This window comes from Streptomyces sp. NC-S4 (assembly GCF_054353315.1).
This window is the reverse complement of record NZ_CM135937.1, coordinates 4,712,427-4,727,091: the sequence shown is the minus strand read 5'-3', so window position 1 is coordinate 4,727,091 and position 14,665 is coordinate 4,712,427. Positions and strand designations below refer to the sequence as shown.

18 protein-coding genes are annotated in these 14,665 nt (G+C 72.8%); 5 read left to right on the top strand and 13 right to left on the bottom strand.

Annotated features, from left to right (window positions below; translation table 11 throughout):
• The first annotated feature begins 107 nt into the window (after positions 1 to 107).
• Complete coding sequence (locus tag ACXNSR_RS21230) at positions 108 to 413, top strand: hypothetical protein (RefSeq protein WP_458637115.1); 306 nt, start codon at positions 108 to 110, stop codon at positions 411 to 413.
• Between the two features lie 94 nt (positions 414 to 507).
• A complete protein-coding gene (locus ACXNSR_RS21225) occupies positions 508 to 867 on the top strand; it encodes a MarR family transcriptional regulator (RefSeq protein ID WP_458637114.1) in 360 nt (119 codons plus the stop codon).
• A 134-nt stretch (positions 868 to 1,001) separates the two neighbouring features.
• Here ACXNSR_RS21225 and ACXNSR_RS21220 read toward each other — a convergent pair whose 3' ends face one another.
• The 5 genes from ACXNSR_RS21220 to ACXNSR_RS21200 are packed head-to-tail and all read right to left on the bottom strand — an operon-like array spanning position 1,002 to position 4,022.
• Positions 1,002 to 1,280: a hypothetical protein gene (locus tag ACXNSR_RS21220; RefSeq protein ID WP_189743857.1), complete on the bottom strand. Its 279-nt coding sequence runs from the start codon at positions 1,278 to 1,280 to the stop codon at positions 1,002 to 1,004.
• Between the two features lie 56 nt (positions 1,281 to 1,336).
• A complete protein-coding gene (locus ACXNSR_RS21215; protein WP_458637113.1) occupies positions 1,337 to 1,852 on the bottom strand; it encodes a DUF5956 family protein in 516 nt (171 codons plus the stop codon).
• 52 nt (positions 1,853 to 1,904) lie between these two features.
• Entirely contained in the window at positions 1,905 to 2,501 is a 597-nt protein-coding gene (locus ACXNSR_RS21210) for an HD domain-containing protein (RefSeq protein ID WP_458637112.1), read from the bottom strand.
• 6 nt (positions 2,502 to 2,507) lie between these two features.
• Positions 2,508 to 3,809 carry a cytosine deaminase gene (codA, locus tag ACXNSR_RS21205; RefSeq protein WP_458637111.1) on the bottom strand — a complete coding sequence of 434 codons (1,302 nt, stop codon included), beginning with the start codon at positions 3,807 to 3,809 and terminating at the stop codon, positions 2,508 to 2,510.
• 36 nt (positions 3,810 to 3,845) lie between these two features.
• Positions 3,846 to 4,022 (bottom strand): hypothetical protein, encoded by a 177-nt coding sequence (locus tag ACXNSR_RS21200; protein ID WP_458637110.1) that lies wholly within the window; start codon positions 4,020 to 4,022, stop codon positions 3,846 to 3,848.
• A gap of 125 nt (positions 4,023 to 4,147) precedes the next feature.
• Here ACXNSR_RS21200 and ACXNSR_RS21195 point away from each other — a divergent pair, with 125 nt between their 5' ends.
• Both ACXNSR_RS21195 and ACXNSR_RS21190 read left to right on the top strand, forming a co-directional pair.
• Complete coding sequence (locus tag ACXNSR_RS21195) at positions 4,148 to 5,953, top strand: S9 family peptidase (RefSeq protein WP_458637109.1); 1,806 nt, start codon at positions 4,148 to 4,150, stop codon at positions 5,951 to 5,953.
• 43 nt (positions 5,954 to 5,996) lie between these two features.
• Positions 5,997 to 6,761 (top strand): SURF1 family protein, encoded by a 765-nt coding sequence (locus ACXNSR_RS21190; protein ID WP_458637108.1) that lies wholly within the window; start codon positions 5,997 to 5,999, stop codon positions 6,759 to 6,761.
• A gap of 25 nt (positions 6,762 to 6,786) precedes the next feature.
• Here ACXNSR_RS21190 and ACXNSR_RS21185 read toward each other — a convergent pair whose 3' ends face one another.
• From ACXNSR_RS21185 to ACXNSR_RS21155, 7 genes are all read right to left on the bottom strand, one after another.
• On the bottom strand, positions 6,787 to 7,869 hold the full coding sequence (locus tag ACXNSR_RS21185; protein WP_458637107.1) for a hypothetical protein: 1,083 nt from the start codon (positions 7,867 to 7,869) through the stop codon (positions 6,787 to 6,789).
• The gene (locus ACXNSR_RS21180; protein ID WP_458637106.1) at positions 7,866 to 8,666 is read right to left on the bottom strand and encodes a SigE family RNA polymerase sigma factor; all 801 of its coding nucleotides are present in this window, start codon (positions 8,664 to 8,666) and stop codon (positions 7,866 to 7,868) included. Before ACXNSR_RS21180 ends, ACXNSR_RS21185 begins: the two co-directional genes overlap by 4 nt.
• Before the next feature lie 171 nt (positions 8,667 to 8,837).
• Positions 8,838 to 9,911, bottom strand: coding sequence for an aspartate-semialdehyde dehydrogenase (locus ACXNSR_RS21175; RefSeq protein WP_458637105.1), 1,074 nt, complete (start codon positions 9,909 to 9,911; stop codon positions 8,838 to 8,840).
• Positions 9,908 to 11,182 carry an aspartate kinase gene (locus ACXNSR_RS21170; RefSeq protein WP_030755832.1) on the bottom strand — a complete coding sequence of 425 codons (1,275 nt, stop codon included), beginning with the start codon at positions 11,180 to 11,182 and terminating at the stop codon, positions 9,908 to 9,910. Before ACXNSR_RS21170 ends, ACXNSR_RS21175 begins: the two co-directional genes overlap by 4 nt.
• Before the next feature lie 132 nt (positions 11,183 to 11,314).
• Complete coding sequence (locus ACXNSR_RS21165) at positions 11,315 to 11,962, bottom strand: DUF5063 domain-containing protein (protein WP_458637104.1); 648 nt, start codon at positions 11,960 to 11,962, stop codon at positions 11,315 to 11,317.
• Positions 11,955 to 12,554 carry a recombination mediator RecR gene (gene recR, locus ACXNSR_RS21160; protein WP_030010802.1) on the bottom strand — a complete coding sequence of 200 codons (600 nt, stop codon included), beginning with the start codon at positions 12,552 to 12,554 and terminating at the stop codon, positions 11,955 to 11,957. Before recR ends, ACXNSR_RS21165 begins: the two co-directional genes overlap by 8 nt.
• Before the next feature lie 39 nt (positions 12,555 to 12,593).
• Positions 12,594 to 12,938, bottom strand: a complete 345-nt coding sequence (locus tag ACXNSR_RS21155; RefSeq protein WP_094744798.1) for a YbaB/EbfC family nucleoid-associated protein — start codon at positions 12,936 to 12,938, stop codon at positions 12,594 to 12,596.
• 269 nt (positions 12,939 to 13,207) lie between these two features.
• On the opposite strand from ACXNSR_RS21155, the gene ACXNSR_RS21150 reads away from it, so the two are divergent.
• Positions 13,208 to 13,954 carry an SLATT domain-containing protein gene (locus ACXNSR_RS21150; RefSeq protein ID WP_189743835.1) on the top strand — a complete coding sequence of 249 codons (747 nt, stop codon included), beginning with the start codon at positions 13,208 to 13,210 and terminating at the stop codon, positions 13,952 to 13,954.
• 37 nt (positions 13,955 to 13,991) lie between these two features.
• On the opposite strand, the gene ACXNSR_RS21145 is transcribed toward ACXNSR_RS21150, so the two are convergent.
• On the bottom strand, positions 13,992 to 14,642 hold the full coding sequence (locus ACXNSR_RS21145) for a hypothetical protein (protein ID WP_030010934.1): 651 nt from the start codon (positions 14,640 to 14,642) through the stop codon (positions 13,992 to 13,994).
• Between the last annotated feature and the right edge of the window lie 23 nt (positions 14,643 to 14,665).

The window sequence follows — 14,665 nt, the reverse complement described above, 5'->3', positions numbered from 1 at the left end:
CCGTCACCGAGCGACCCCTGCCGGACCCGCGTACCGATGACGGGTGGTACCGGCCGGAGGCCGGGCCCACCGATGCGAACGGTCATTGCGACCGGCCGATCGTGCGGATGGCCCCGGGGACGTTCGCGGTCGACCCCGATCCCTCCGGCCCACCGTACGTACTGGACGAATCGTCCGGCCTGCTCGTCGAATCCGGTCCGAGCGGCACCGTCGTGCTCAACCCCGGCGACGGCATCGGCCTGGAGCAGCACCCGGACGTCGCGATGCGCCGCGGCTACTGCTGCGGGATGGACGGAGAGTGGGGGCCCAATCTGGTGTGCGCGTGCGGGGCGGTCATCGCCACCGTCTACTCGGACTGCTACCAGGTCCAGGAGCTGAGACTGCAGCCGGGCGCCGTCGGTCGCCGCGACTGACCGGTCTCCTCCCCCGCGGCGTGCGGGGTCACCCCTCCGCCTTCGGGGCCGTCGCCGGCGAGAAGAGGAAGGAGAAGCGCTCCATCACGTTCCGGTGCTGCGTGTCGCGATGGCGGAGCAGGACGACCGGCGGACGGTCTTCCGGGACTACGTCGACGCCGTGGGGCCGCACGGCATGGCGGGCGCGGAGGCGGCGGGCCTCCAGGCGTCCGAGTGGTACGCCCTCAGCCGGATCACCCTGGCCGGCGGGCTCACCTCCGGCGAGCTCGCCGCCGGGACGGGTCTCACCACGGGGGCGACGACCCGGCTGATCGACCGGCTGCAGCGTGCGGGGTACGTACGGCGCACCGCCGACCCGGGCGACCGGCGCAAGGTCGTGGTCGAGGCCGTGCCCGGCGCCCTGGCGCAGGTCGAGGCCGCCGTGGGCCCGCCCGGAAGCGGATCGGCGAGGTGATCGCCGGGTACTCACCGGAGCAGCAGGAATTGCTCTTCGACTACTTCAGGCGCGCGGCCCCCGCGTTCCGGGAGGCGACGGAGGAGATCCGGTCGGCGACGCAGGAGCGCAAGGGGGGCCGGTGGCCGCCGCCGTCAGTAGGGGCGGGGGGACATGATGTGCGGCTCGATGGCCGGGGCCTCGAAGATGCAGCGGGGCACACCCGGCCCGGGCGTCGCGCGGACGGAGACCTGTGTCGGTGGATCCGTCGGCAGCTCGACGTGCACGGTCACGGGGTGGTCGTCGTGCGTCGTGGCGTGTCCGGTCTCCTTGCCGTCGACCAGTACCTCCACGACGGCGGTGTGCCCGGTCTGGACCGTGGCGCTGACCGAATGCCCGTCGTGGTCGATGTGGAAGTGATGGCGCCGACCCATGAGATCGCCTCCCTGCGTTACCCCCTCACGACCAGCGTAGCCACACCCCCCGCGCCTCACCGCTCCTCGGGGGCGGCGAGTGCGGCGAGTTCGGTCCGGGCCAGGGCGAGGAAGGCCGGGGAGGGCCCGGCCGCCACGGCCCGCGCCGCGGCCAGGCCGTCGAGGTGATCGAGGAGCGCGCCGAGGGTGGTGAAGGGGCCGACCGGGCGGAGCAGCCACAGGCGCCCCCGCGGGCGGGGCGGGAGCCCGAGCCCGGCGAGGGCCTCGTCGGCCTCGCGGTCGAGGTCCCGCAGGTCGGGCTCGGGCAGCGGGGCGCACTCCACGCCGGTGATGTGGCCGTGGCCGTCGAGGGCGGTGTCCACCGCCCAGTGGGTGGACCGGTCGGGGATCCAGGTGCGGTGCTCCGGGGGCCAGACGTACGGGAGGAACACCCAGCGCAGGTCCTCGGGGGCCGGCTCCCAGCCGAGCACCTCCAGCTCCCGGATCTCGGGCAGCCGGTCCGGCTCCAGTTCACTGCGTCCGGTGCGGCGCAGCGCGAGCGGGTGCGGTGTTCCGTCCTCGTCCCACGACATGCGGGCACGCTATCCGACGCGGTGACCGATATGTGCGACCCCCGCGTACGGGCTACCCCTGCGGCCCCTCCAGCGGGTTGGCGGCGATCCGGGCGGCCGCGCCGCCGGCCACGTAAGCGGCCGCCGCGCAGTCGGGCTTGCGCACGGCCTGGTCCCGGACGAGCGCGAGGAACGCCGCGCCGAAGTCGCCCCGCGGATACGCGGCGAGGAGGTCGGCCGTGAAGGCGGGATCGAATTCGGCGACGCGCAGGCCCGAGACGTCCGCGCTCGTACCGACCTGCAGCAGGTGGCTCTCCACGTCCTCGGCCGCGCTCACGTCGTCCCGCATGTGCAGGACGATGACCTCCTCGGCGCGCGCCCGCCGCGCCGCCGGCCAGCCCAGGCCCGCCGTCAGGACGCGCGCGACATGGCCGCCCGCCTCCTCGAAGGGCAGGGTGTGGCTGTCGAAGGGCGCGGTCAGGCCCAGATCGTGCAGCAGGGCGCTGACGTAGAGGAGTTCCGCGTCGTACGCCAGCCCGTGCTGCTCCGCGTACCGGGCGCCGAAGGCGTAGGAGCGGACCGAGTGGTTCAGCAGGGTCGTGTCCGCGTACTCCGCGGCGATCTCGTGCGCGGCGAGGGCCGATGCGGTGTCAAGTGTCCACGTCTTCATGGGGCGTCAGCGTAGGCGGCGGCTGAAGTCGATCTCGGACGGGGGCTCTCCCGGCCAGTTCAGCCGGGTCGGGGCGGGCGGGGTCTCGGCGAGGACGGCCCCGCGCGAGACGACGTACCGCGGGCGGACCTGGCGGCGGATCGCCTCCTCCGGCGACGGGGCCGGGAGCACCACGAAGGAGGCGGGGGCGCCCGCGGTGATGCCGTACTCCGTCTCCGCGAGGCCGAGCACCCGCGCCGCGCGCTCCGTCACCATCGAGAAGGCCAGCGGGATCTCGTCGGCGCCGGTGAGCTGGGCGGCGTACAGCCCGACGAGGGCGGTCTGCAGCGGGTTGGCGGTGCCCAGCGCGTTCCAGGGGTCCATCACGTCGTCGTGGCCGAAGGCGACGTTGACCCCGGCCGCCAGCATCTCCTTGACCTGCGTGAGGCCGCGCCGCTTGGGATAGGCGTCGAAGCGGCCCTGCAGGCCCAGGTTGGCGAAGGGGTTGGAGACCAGGTTGATGCCGGAGCGGGCGAGCAGGCGCTGGAGTTTGAAGCTGTACGCGCCGTTGTAGGAGCCCATGGCCGTCGTGTGCGAGGCCGTGGCGCGCCCGCGCAGCCCCGAGCGCAGGGCGAGGGTGGCCAGCACCTCCACGAAGCGGGACTGCTCGTCGTCGATCTCGTCGCAGTGCGCGTCCACCCGCAGGCCGTGCTCCTCGGCCAGCGCGAAAGCCGTGTGCAGCGAGGCGAGACCGTCCTCGCGGGTGTCCTCGAAGTGCGGGATCGCGCCGACGACGTCGGCCCCGCGGGCGACGGCCTCGCGCATCAGTCCCTCGCCGCCCGGGAAGGAGACGATGCCCTCCTGCGGGAAGGCCACGATCTGCAGGGTCATGAAGTCCCGCACCCGGTCGCGCACCTCCAGCAGCGCTTCGAGCGCGGTGAGGTCCGGGTCGGTGACGTCGCAGTGGGTCCGCACGTGCAGCACCCCGTGGGCGGCCTGCCAGCGCAGCACCTCGGTGGCCCGCTCGACCACGTCCGCGCGCGTCAGGGTCCGCTTGCGCTCGCTCCAGCAGGCGATGCCCTCCCAGAGGGTGCCGGAGGCGTTGGGGCGGGGCTCGCCGACGGTCAGCGCCGTGTCGAGGTGGATGTGCGGCTCGACGAAGGGAGGAGTGAGCAGGCCGCCGTGGGCCTCGATGAGGATGCCGGTGGCCGGTGGTTCCTTCTGGTCGTCGTACGGGACGACCCGCGCGATGCGGCCGTCCTCCGCGACCTCGACGTCGGACAGGCCGTGGGTGTGCAGCAGCCGGGCGCCCCGGACGATCATCCGCATGGGCGCCAGCCTAGACAGACCTCCGGCGGAGCGGGCCTAGCCGCGCTTGGCCTGGGCCTTCTGCTGCATTCCGCGCGTCTTCGCGGCGGTGCTGTGGATGTCCCGGACGGCGGCCTTGGCACGGGCCTCGGCGGCCGTGTTCTTGGCCTGCGCGCGCTCGGAGTCCTGGTGGCTGGGGTGGCCGGTGCGGTCCTTGTGGTCCTTCTTGGCCATGATCGTTCCTCCTCGGACGGAACGGCCGACGCGTTCCACTGTGCGCCCGTTCCCGGCGGTCGGCATCCCGGGGAGCGCTGCGCCCGGAGCGCTGCGGCCGGAGCGCTGCGGCCACAATGGGGCGCATGACCAGCGACAGTGAGATGACCCCCGGCATGCCCGACTGGGAGAAGCGGTTCCGGGCACCGCGCGTCGGGCTCCCCGACTGGGCCGAGGACGCCCCGGACCGTTCGCTCTTCGTCTCCAACGCGACCGGAACCTACGAGATCTACGCGTGGGACCGCGCCACCGGCGAGCAGCGGCAGGCCACGAACCGCCCCAACGGCACCACCGACGGGACCCTCTCCCCCGACGGCGAGTGGATCTGGTGGTTCTCCGACACCGACGGCGACGAGTTCGGCACCTGGGTGCGCCAGCCCTTCGCGGGCGGCCCCGACGAACCGGCCACCCCGGGCCTGGAGCCCTCGTACCCCGCCGGGCTGGCCATCGGCCGGGACGGGACGGCCGTCGTGGGGCGCTCCACCGACGAGGACGGCTCGACCGTGCACGTGGTCCGGCCGGACGGCTCCGCGCCGACCGTGATCTACCGGCACCGGGAGTCGGCCGGCGTCGGCGACCTGTCCCGCGACGGAACGCTGGTGGCCGTCGAGCACACCGAGCACGGCGACGCGATGCACTCCGCCCTGCGCGTCCTGACCCTGGACGGGACCACCGTCGCCGAGCTGGACGACTCCCGGGGCGGATCCGAGGAGCTCGGTCTGGAGGTCCTCGGTTTCGCACCGGTCGCGGGCGACACCCGGCTGCTCGTCGGCCACCAGCGGCGCGGCCGCTGGGAGCCGATGGTGTGGGACGTCGCCACCGGCGCCGAGCAGGACCTCGCGATCGACCTGCCGGGCGACGTCAGCGCCGAGTGGTACCCGGACGGTTCCGCGCTGCTGGTCGAGCACGGCTTCGAGGCGCGCAGCGAGCTGTGGCGCTACGACCTGGCCGCACGGGAGCTCGTACGCGTGGACACGCCGCCGGGGACGGTGTCGGCGGCCACCGCCCGGCCCGACGGGACGGTGGAGTACCTGTGGTCCTCGGCCGCCGAGCCCTCGGCGGTACGGTCCACCGCGGGCGGGGTCGTACTGGACCCGCCCGGTTTCCGGGCGCCCGGCTCGGAGCCGGTCGAGGACGTGTGGGTGGAGGGTCCCGGCGGACGGATCCACGCGCTCGCGCAGCGGCCGGCGGGACACGGGGAGGGCCCCTTCCCGACGGTCTTCGAGATCCACGGCGGGCCCACCTGGCACGACAGCGACTCCTTCGCGTCGGCCCCGGCGGCCTGGCTGGACCACGGCTTCGCCGTGGTGCGGGTCAACTACCGCGGCTCGACGGGATACGGCCGCGAGTGGACCGACGCCCTCAAGCACCGGGTCGGGCTGATCGAGCTGGAGGACATCGGGGCGGTGCGGGAGTGGGCGGTCTCCTCGGGCCTCGCGGACCCGGCCCGCATGGTGCTGTCGGGCGGTTCCTGGGGCGGGTACCTGACGCTGCTGGGGCTGGGCACGCAGCCCGAAGCCTGGGCGGTGGGCCTGGCCGCCGTGCCGGTCGCGGACTACGTGACGGCCTACCACGACGAGATGGAGGCGCTGAAGGCGCTGGACCGCACCCTCTTCGGCGGTACGCCGGAGGAGGTCCCGGACCGCTTCGAGGCGTCCTCGCCGCTGACGTACGTGGACGCGGTGCGGGCGCCGGTCCACATCGCGGCCGGTGTGAACGACCCGCGCTGCCCGATCCGCCAGATCGACAACTACGTGGACCGGCTCGCCGCGCGCGGGGCCGTGCACGAGGTGTACCGGTACGACGCCGGGCACGGTTCGCTGGTGGTGGAGGAGCGGATCAAGCAGGTCCGGATGGAGCTGGAGTTCGCGCTGAAGCACCTGCCGCACTGACCCTGCGGGAGGGCGACCGGTGCACCCCCCGTACGGTGGTGGGGTGCACCGGTTTCTCCTGACCCCGCGCTGGTGGGGGATCAACGTCTTCGTCGCGCTCGCCGTTCCCTTCTGCCTGTTCATGGGGTCCTGGCAGCTCGGCCGGTTCGAGGACCGCGTCGACAGCCACCGGGAAGCGAGCACGGAGCGGCCGGCCGACCAGGTGGCCGCGCCCCTGGACTCGCTGCTTCCGGTCGACAAGACGACCTCCGGACGGCTGGCCTCCACGGCCGGGGAGTACGGCGACCAGCTGCTCGTGCCCGAGCGGCGGCTGGACGGCCGGTCCGGGTTCTACGTGCTGACGCTGCTGAAGACGGACTCCGGCAAGACCGTCCCGGTGGTCCGGGGCTGGCTGCCGGGGGTGGCGGACCCCGCGAAGGCACCGGCCGCGCCGACCGGGCGGGTCGAGGTCAGCGGGGCCCTGCAGGCCTCGGAGAACGCCGGCACGAAGGGGGTCCACTCCCAGGGCGGGCTGCCGGCCGGGCAGCTCGGGGTGATCAGCGCGGCCTCGCTGGTCAACATCGTCCCGTACGACCTGTACGACGCCTGGCTGACCGTGCAGACGCCTTCGGACGGGATGATTCCGGTGCCTGCGCAGGCGCCGAACAACACCGGGCTCGACCTGAAGGCCTTCCAGAACCTCGGCTACACCGGCGAATGGTTCGTCTTCGTCGCCTTCGTGCTCTTCATGTGGTTCCGGCTCTACCGCCGCGAGGTGGAGACCATCCGCGACGCCGAGGCGGGCCTGCTGGAGCCCGCCGCGCGGTAGTCCGCCGACCCGCTCGGCACGCCCCCTAGGACAGCGGGATCGCGCCCGTCCGGTAGACCGTGCCGCCGCAGGCCTCGGGGATCGTCGTCCGCGTGGTCGTGGCCCCCGACTGCGGGGTGTGCGAGACGGCCACGCCGGCCGGGGCCGGGGTCGTGCCCGCCTGCGGTTCGACGGCCGGTCCGCTCCCCGCGCCGCTCGTGGTGCCCGCGGGGTCGGTCTGCGGGGCCTTCGCGCCCGCGTCCTGGTTCGCCGGTGCGCAGCTCTGCCCCGAGGGCACCCACGCGAAGCGGACCTCGTACGCCGTGTTCGGCGGGAGCACCAGCGCCGGAGCGGCCGCCGCCGGGTCGGGCAGCAGCCCGCTCGCCGGGTCCCCCGCCGTGTGGCCGACCACGGCGACCGCGGCGCCCGATCCGGCCCCGGTACCGGGCGCCGGGGCGGCCGTCAGGGTGTCCTGGCCGTTGACGGCGCAGCCCTGCGCAGAGACGTTGGTGACCCGGAAGCTGCCGTACACCCTGCCGTCGGTCTCCGGGGCCCGGGCCGAGCCCACCACCCCGAGCTGGTCCGCGCCGCATCCGGGCACTCCGGGCGCCGCCACCGGCGGCAGCGGACCCGAGCCCGCCGCCGGGCCGCCGGAACCGGCCGGTCCGGCTGAGGTCCCGGCGCCCGACGGGCCTGCCGTCAGGCCGCCGACCGGGGGGACCGCCGTGGCGTTCGGCTGCCCGCTCGTCCCGCCCACGGACGGGACCCCGCCGGAGTGGGTCGACCTCGGCAGGGCACCGAAGCCGTTCTGGTGGGGGTCGGAAGCCGGCATGTCGTGCTTGTCGCCCGCGGCCTCGCCGTGCCCGGCCATCGCAGGGTGGTCCGCGGTCGCACCCTCGGCCGCGGACAGGTGCAGTGCGGCCGGGATCGCCGTCCCTGCCAGCAGCACGGCCGCGGCGGCGCCGACGAGGGCGGCCCGCCGGTTGCGGGTCCGGCGCGCGGGGACCGCGTCGCGCAGTCGCTCCAGCGCGCCCTCGGAGGGCTGCAGGCCTTCGACGGCCCCGCGCAGGAGGATGCGCAGCTCTTCTTCCCCGCTCGCACCGTCCGGTGATGTGTGGTCGTCCATCATGACTGCGCAGCCTCCATCGCCACCCGCAGCGCGGCAATGCCCCGCGATCCGTACGCCTTCACCGAGCCGAGCGATATTCCGAGCGTCTCGGCGACCTGGGCCTCCGTCATGTCCGCGAAATAGCGCAGCACCAGCACCTCGCGCTGGCGACGCTGCAGTCCACGCATCGCCTTGATCAGATCGTCCCGCTCCAGCTGGTCGTACGCGCCCTCTTCGGCGCTCGCCATGTCCGGCATCGGCTTCGAGAGCAGCTTGAGGCCGAGGATGCGGCGGCGCAGGGCGGACCGCGAGAGGTTCACGACGGTCTGGCGCAGGTACGCCAGGGTCTTCTCCCGGTCGCGGACCCGGTTCCGGGCGGAGTGCACCCGTATGAAGGCCTCCTGGACCACGTCCTCGCAGGAGGCGGTGTCGTCGAGGAGCAGTGCGGCCAGGCCCAGGAGCGAGCGGTAGTGCGCCTGGTAGGTCGCGGTGAGGTGGTCGACGGTGGTACCGGCCACCACCTCGGGCGCCTCGACCGTCTCGGCCGACTCCGGCACTTCGACCGTCTCGGCCGACTCGACCGCCTCGCTCTTGCTGCTCCCGTCCGTCTCAGCGCTGTCGCGCGGCGCGGGCACGAGACCGCTCCGGATCGGTACGGCGGTCCGTACGGGCGCCGTCGACGATCCCGTCGAGGGCCCCGCCGGCGGGACGGGAACGATCACGGGAAAACCGCCGCCGGGTGCGCGGAGACCCCGGCGCGACGGGATGATCCCGATCTGCGCCGGCCGGACGGCCGGTTCGAGCAGTGTGTCTGCCACGCCGGTTGGACACGCGTCCCCCCATCAGGGTTGTACGCGCGAGGCAGCCTCACCAGCAAAATCCCTATTGCCCTCATGCGCACCCGCTCTTCCCGATTGCCCCGTCTTTATCGAGACGGCATTCGGGCCATCACCTTGATCAAGGGATCAGCACCGATCCTACAAAGCGAATTACGCAAATTCACCCGCGATCAGTTCCGCGATCTGTGTGGCATTCAGCGCTGCGCCCTTGCGGAGATTGTCGGCGCACACGAAGAACTCCAGGGCGTGACGGTCGTCGAGCGAGGCCCGCAGCCGTCCCACCCAGGCCGGATCCGTCCCGGCGGCGTCCACGGGCGTGGGGAACTCCCCGGCCTCCGGGTCGTCCACGAGCACCACGCCGGGCGCGGCCTCCAGGATCTCCCGGGCGTGCACGGCCTCCACCTCGCGCTCGAAGCGGGCCCGCACGGTCAGCGAATGCCCGGTCAGCACCGGCACCTGGACGCAGGTCACCGACACCGGGAGCTGCTCCAGATCCAGGATCCGGCGCGTCTCCCCGCGTACCGCCAGCTCGTGCGAGGACCAGCCGTCCGCGCGCAGCTCACCGGACCAGGGCACGACGTTGAGGGCGAGCGGGGCGGCGAAGGGCCCGATGTCCTCGCCGACGGCACGGCGTACGTCCCCGGGCTGCTCGCCCAGGGAGGTCCCGGCGACCAGCGACTGCTGCCGGCGCAGCGCCTCGGAACCGGCCCGGCCGGCGGCGCTCGCGGCCTGGTACGAGGAGACGACCAGGTCGCACAGGGAGTACTCGGAGTGCAGCGCGCCCAGGGCCGCGATCATGGTGGCGGTCACGCAGTCCGGGCCGGCGACGATCCCGCGCGGCCGGATCCGTACGGCGTGCCCGTTGACCTCGGGCACCACCAACGGGACCTCGGGGTCCTCCCGGAAGGCGGCGGACAGGTCGATGACGACCGAGCCGCGCGTGGTGACCACGGGGGCCCACCGGGCCGAGACGTCGGCCGGGGTGAGGAAGAGGGCGACGTCGCCCGGTCCGAGGCCGTCGAAGGCGTCCTCGGTGAGGGCGATCACCTCGGTCTCCTCCGCGCGGACGGCCAGCATGCGGCCGGCCGAGCGCGCGGAGGCGATCAGGCGGATCTCGCCCCAGACGTCCGCCCGCTGGGACAGCATCTGGAGCAGGACCGAACCGACTGCTCCGGTCGCCCCGACCACGGCGAGCGCCGGGCCGGAGGACCGGGTGCGGGTCATCGTCCGGTGCCTCCGTAGACGACGGCCTCGGCACTGTCGGAGTCGAGACCGAAGGCCGTGTGCACGGCACGGACGGCCTCGTTGACGTCGTCCTGGCGGGTGACGACCGAGATGCGGATCTCCGAGGTCGAGATCAGCTCGATGTTCACGCCCGCGTCGGACAGCGCCTGGAAGAAGGAGGCGGTGACGCCCGGGTTCGTCTTCATGCCCGCGCCGACCAGGGAGATCTTGCCGATCTGGTCGTCGTAGCGCAGGGAGTCGAAGCCGATCGCGCCCTTCGCCTTCTCCAGGGCCTCGATGGCCTTGTGGCCCTCCGCCTTGGGGAGCGTGAAGGAGATGTCGGTGAGGCCCGTGGAGGCCGCGGAGACGTTCTGCACGATCATGTCGATGTTGATCTCGGCGTCCGCGATGGCGCGGAAGATCGCCGCGGCCTCGCCCGGCTTGTCCGGGACACCGACGACCGTGATCTTGGCTTCGGAGACGTCGTGCGCGACTCCGGAGATGATGGCGTGCTCCACCTGCGCGTCCCCTTGCGGATTCTCGTTGCTGACCCAGGTGCCCGGCAGTCCGGAGAAGGACGAGCGGACGTGGATCGGGATGTTGTAGCGGCGCGCGTACTCGACGCAGCGGTGCAGCAGCACCTTGGAACCGGAGGCCGCGAGCTCCAGCATGTCCTCGGAGGAGATCCAGTCGATCTTCTTGGCCTTCTTCACGACGCGGGGGTCCGCGGTGAAGACGCCGTCGACGTCGGTGTAGATCTCGCACACCTCGGCGTCCAGCGCCGCGGCGAGCGCGACGGCGGTGGTGTCCGAGCCGCCCCGGCCGAGGGTGGTGATGTCCTTGGAGTCCGCGGACACCCCCTGGAAGCCCGCGACGATGGCGATGTTGCCCTCGTCCAGCGCGGTGCGGATCCGGCCCGGCGTGACATCGATGATGCGCGCTTTGTTGTGGACCGAGTCGGTGATCACGCCTGCCTGGCTACCGGTGAACGACTGGGCCTCGTGGCCCAGGTTTTTGATCGCCATGGCCAGCAGGGCCATGGAGATCCGCTCCCCGGCGGTCAGCAGCATGTCGAATTCGCGCCCGGCAGGCATCGGCGATACCTGCTCGGCGAGATCGATCAGCTCGTCCGTCGTGTCGCCCATCGCGGAAACCACGACGACCACCTGGTGGCCGTTCTTCTTGGCGTCCACGATCCGCTTGGCGACGCGCTTGATGCCTTCGGCATCGGCTACGGAGGAGCCTCCGTACTTCTGCACGACAAGGCCCACGTGCGCTCCTCGCTCAGTCCGTCTCATTGCTGGTGCAGTCTAACGAGGGACCGGGATCCGACCGCCTCGTACCGCATCATGAGACGAGAAGATCGGAGAATGAGTTCCCGGGCGCCGCCGCGTCCGCCCGCGTCACGTGCGGCCGAGGCCGCCGAGCTCCTCGGCCATCACCTGTCCGGCCTGCTCCGCCAGGTCGTCCTCGGCCAGGTCCTCGTCCGTGTCCAGGCCGTCCAGCGCCGCCAGCGGCTGGTCCAGGCGTACGTGGGCGATCAGCGACTGGAGGGCGCGCAGGGTGGCCGAGGCCGTCGGACCCCAGTTGGTGAAGTACGAGAACTGCCACCACCACAGCGCCTCCGTGGTGCGGCCCGACTGGTGGTGGATGAGCCCGTGCCTCAGGTCGGCGACCACGTCCGCCAGGTCGTCGGAGATCCGGTGGGCCACCGGGGCCTTGCGGGGCTCGTAGGGGTCGAAGACCTCGGAGTAGACGTCGACCGGCTCCAGCATGATCGCGAACCGCTCGCGCAGGTCGTCCACATCCGGTTCCGGGCCGAGGTCGGGCTCGTAGCGCTCGTCCGGCAGCACGTCCTGGTACGCGCCCAGCCGGCCGCCCGCCAGCAGCAGCTGGGACACCTCCAGGAGGAGGAAGGGCACCGCGCTGTCCGGGTCCTCGCCCTTGGCGACCTCGGTGACCGCGACGATGAACGACTCGATCTGGTCCGCGATCGAGGCGGCGAAGTCGTCCGGATCCTGGCCGAGGGCGTGCAGCGTTGCGTCAGACATCGAGAAGTCGCCTTCCTTCAAAGGCCCGCCCGAGCGTGACCTCGTCCGCGTACTCCAGATCTCCCCCGACGGGGAGCCCGCTGGCCAGGCGGGTGACCTTCAGGCCCATGGGCTTGATCATGCGGGCGAGGTAGGTGGCGGTCGCCTCGCCCTCCAGGTTCGGGTCGGTGGCCAGGATCAGCTCGGTCACCTCGCCGTCCGCCAGGCGCGCCAGCAGCTCGCGGATGCGCAGGTCGTCCGGGCCGACGCCCTCGATCGGGCTGATCGCGCCGCCGAGGACGTGGTACTTCCCGCGGAACTCGCGCGTCCGCTCGATCGCGACGACGTCCTTCGGCTCCTCCACGACGCAGATGACCGTGGTGTCGCGGCGCGGGTCACGGCAGATGCCGCACCGCTCCTCCTGCGCCACGTTCCCGCACACGGCGCAGAACCGGACCTTGTCCTTGACCTCGAGCAGCGCGTGCGCGAGGCGGCGTACGTCGGTGGGCTCGGCCTGCAGGATGTGGAAGGCGATCCGCTGCGCGCTCTTGGGCCCGACGCCGGGCAGCCTGCCCAGTTCGTCGATCAGGTCCTGAACCACGCCTTCGTACAACGGACTGCCTTCTTTCGTCGGGTAGGGGGGTGGGCCGGGCTAGAACGGGAGGCCGGGGATACCGCTGCCGCCGCCCAGGCCCTGGGCCAGGGGGCCCAGCTTCTGCTGCTGGAGCGCCTGCGCATTCTCGTTGGCCGCCTGCACCGCGGCGACCACCAGGTCGGCGAGCGTCTCCGTGTCCTCGGGGTCCACGGCCTTCGGGTCGATCACCAGCGCGCGCAGCTCACCGGACCCGGTGACGGTCGCCCGCACCAGGCCGCCGCCGGCCTGGCCCTCGACCTCGGTCCGTGCGAGCTCCTCCTGCGCGGCCGCGAGATCCTGCTGCATCTTCTGAGCCTGCTGGAGCAGCTGCTGCATGTTGGGCTGGCCACCACCGGGAATCACAGGGCACTCACTCCATACGTCGTACGTCGAGACCTTCGGAACGCTGGTCAATCCGAGCCTACGTGCTCCCCGGGCCCCGCGCCCTACGCCGTGAGGACCAACTCTTTCGAGTGAGAGACGAGGCGTGCGCGTACCTGATGGAGACCTCCTTGCGGGCGGAAATCCCGGGAATCGTCGCCCATCGCCCGTCATTCGAAGGTAGGAAGAGCATGCGCATCATTGCGCACACGCGCACCACCACACGTCAGCGCAGGCAGAGGGAGTGCCGGGTGAGCCAGCCGGAGATGCAGCCCGAGGGGCCACCCCGGGATCCCCGGGAGGAAGGCGGCGGACCGATGGCGGCGGGCGATCTGACCGGCCGGCCGTTCCCCCTCGGGGACTGGGGCGAGCCCGCCGAGCGGCTCGACGAGCTCTACCGGCGGGTCGAGGCCGACGCGCTGCGCACCGCCGAGTGGTACCTGTCCGACCGGGCCTGGAAGCGGCGCGGTGCGCGCGTGCTGCGCGCCGGGGCGGCCGTGGGTGCCGTTACGGGCGCCTCCATGCCGCTGCTGGAACTGACGGGCTCGATCCCGGGCGCCTCCACCTACGGCTACCTCGCACTGCTGCTGGGCGCGGCCGCGCTGGCCTGCGACCGGTTCTTCGGGCTGACGTCCGGGTGGATGCGGGACGTGGCCACCGCCCAGGCCGTGCAGCGCCGGCTCCAGACCCTGCAGTTCGACTGGGCCTCGGAGAACGTGCGCGAGGTGCTCGGCCCCACCGAGGGCACGGCCAGCGAGGCCGCGGAGCGGTGCCTGACCGTGCTGCGCCGGTTCTCGGAGGACATCACCGAGCTGGTGCGATCGGAGACGGCGGACTGGATGGTGGAGTTCCGGGCCGGGCCCGCGCCGCTGGTGATGCAGTCGCTGGGGGCCTCCGGGGGGCGCCCGGACCCGAACATCCCGCCCGCGCGCTTCCCCCTGCCGCCGGGCACCAGACCCAACATGCCCCGGCAGCGGCCGCCGGAGCAGCCGCGCTGAGGGGCGGGCGGGGTGCCCCGCCCACCGGCAGCACCGCTCAGCTGAAGATGATCATCGACCCCTGGCCGAGGCTCCGCGTCGCGGCCGCGTGGAGTCCCAGCCACACGTGCCGTTCACGGGCGAACGGGCTGTCGTCGTACGGGATCGGCCCCGCCGGCTCCTCCAGCAGCGTCGGCCGCCCCGGCGGCGCCGGTGCCGCGGGCGGGTTCCCCGGGTCTATCCCGATGGCGGGGGCCACGAACAGCAGCTCCCGCAGCAGCCCCTGTCCGGACCCCAGCGGCCCGCCCCCGGCCAGCAGTTCCTCGTTCGCCAGCGGAGCCGCGAAGTCCACCGGGACATAGGCCCCGGCGTGGTCGTAGTGCCACACCAGGTGCGACTGCTGGGCCGTGGGCTCGAACATCTCCAGCAGCTGCTCGTAGTCCCCGCCGAGCTCGTCCACCGGGGTCACGGGCAGCCCGCAGAGCTGCAGCATGTACGCCCGTCTCAGGAAATGCAGGGCGTCGTAGTCGAAGCCGGCGACCGGGGCGACGTCCCCGCTCAGGCCCGGCATGTAGGCGAAAACGGGCACGGACGGCAGCCCGGCGGCGCCCAGTGCCCTGTCGTACGAGGCGATCTCTTCCGCGAAGGGGTTGTCGGGGCTGTGGCACAGCACGTCGACAAGGGGGACGAGCCACAGGTCACAGGCCACTCGGCCTCCGATCAGTCGTTGTC

Bases quoted from the DNA above. Each gene is read 5' to 3' on its own strand.
- ACXNSR_RS21230 (WP_458637115.1), top strand. From the start codon at position 108: ATGGCCCCGGGGACGTTCGCGGTCGACCCCGATCCCTCCGGCCCACCG.
- ACXNSR_RS21220 (WP_189743857.1), bottom strand. From the start codon at position 1,280: ATGGGTCGGCGCCATCACTTCCACATCGACCACGACGGGCATTCGGTC.
- ACXNSR_RS21215 (WP_458637113.1), bottom strand. From the start codon at position 1,852: ATGTCGTGGGACGAGGACGGAACACCGCACCCGCTCGCGCTGCGCCGC.
- ACXNSR_RS21210 (WP_458637112.1), bottom strand. From the start codon at position 2,501: ATGAAGACGTGGACACTTGACACCGCATCGGCCCTCGCCGCGCACGAG.
- codA (WP_458637111.1), bottom strand. From the start codon at position 3,809: ATGCGGATGATCGTCCGGGGCGCCCGGCTGCTGCACACCCACGGCCTG.
- ACXNSR_RS21200 (WP_458637110.1), bottom strand. From the start codon at position 4,022: ATGGCCAAGAAGGACCACAAGGACCGCACCGGCCACCCCAGCCACCAG.
- ACXNSR_RS21195 (WP_458637109.1), top strand. From the start codon at position 4,148: ATGACCAGCGACAGTGAGATGACCCCCGGCATGCCCGACTGGGAGAAG.
- ACXNSR_RS21185 (WP_458637107.1), bottom strand. From the start codon at position 7,869: ATGATGGACGACCACACATCACCGGACGGTGCGAGCGGGGAAGAAGAG.
- ACXNSR_RS21175 (WP_458637105.1), bottom strand. From the start codon at position 9,911: ATGACCCGCACCCGGTCCTCCGGCCCGGCGCTCGCCGTGGTCGGGGCG.
- ACXNSR_RS21165 (WP_458637104.1), bottom strand. From the start codon at position 11,962: ATGTCTGACGCAACGCTGCACGCCCTCGGCCAGGATCCGGACGACTTC.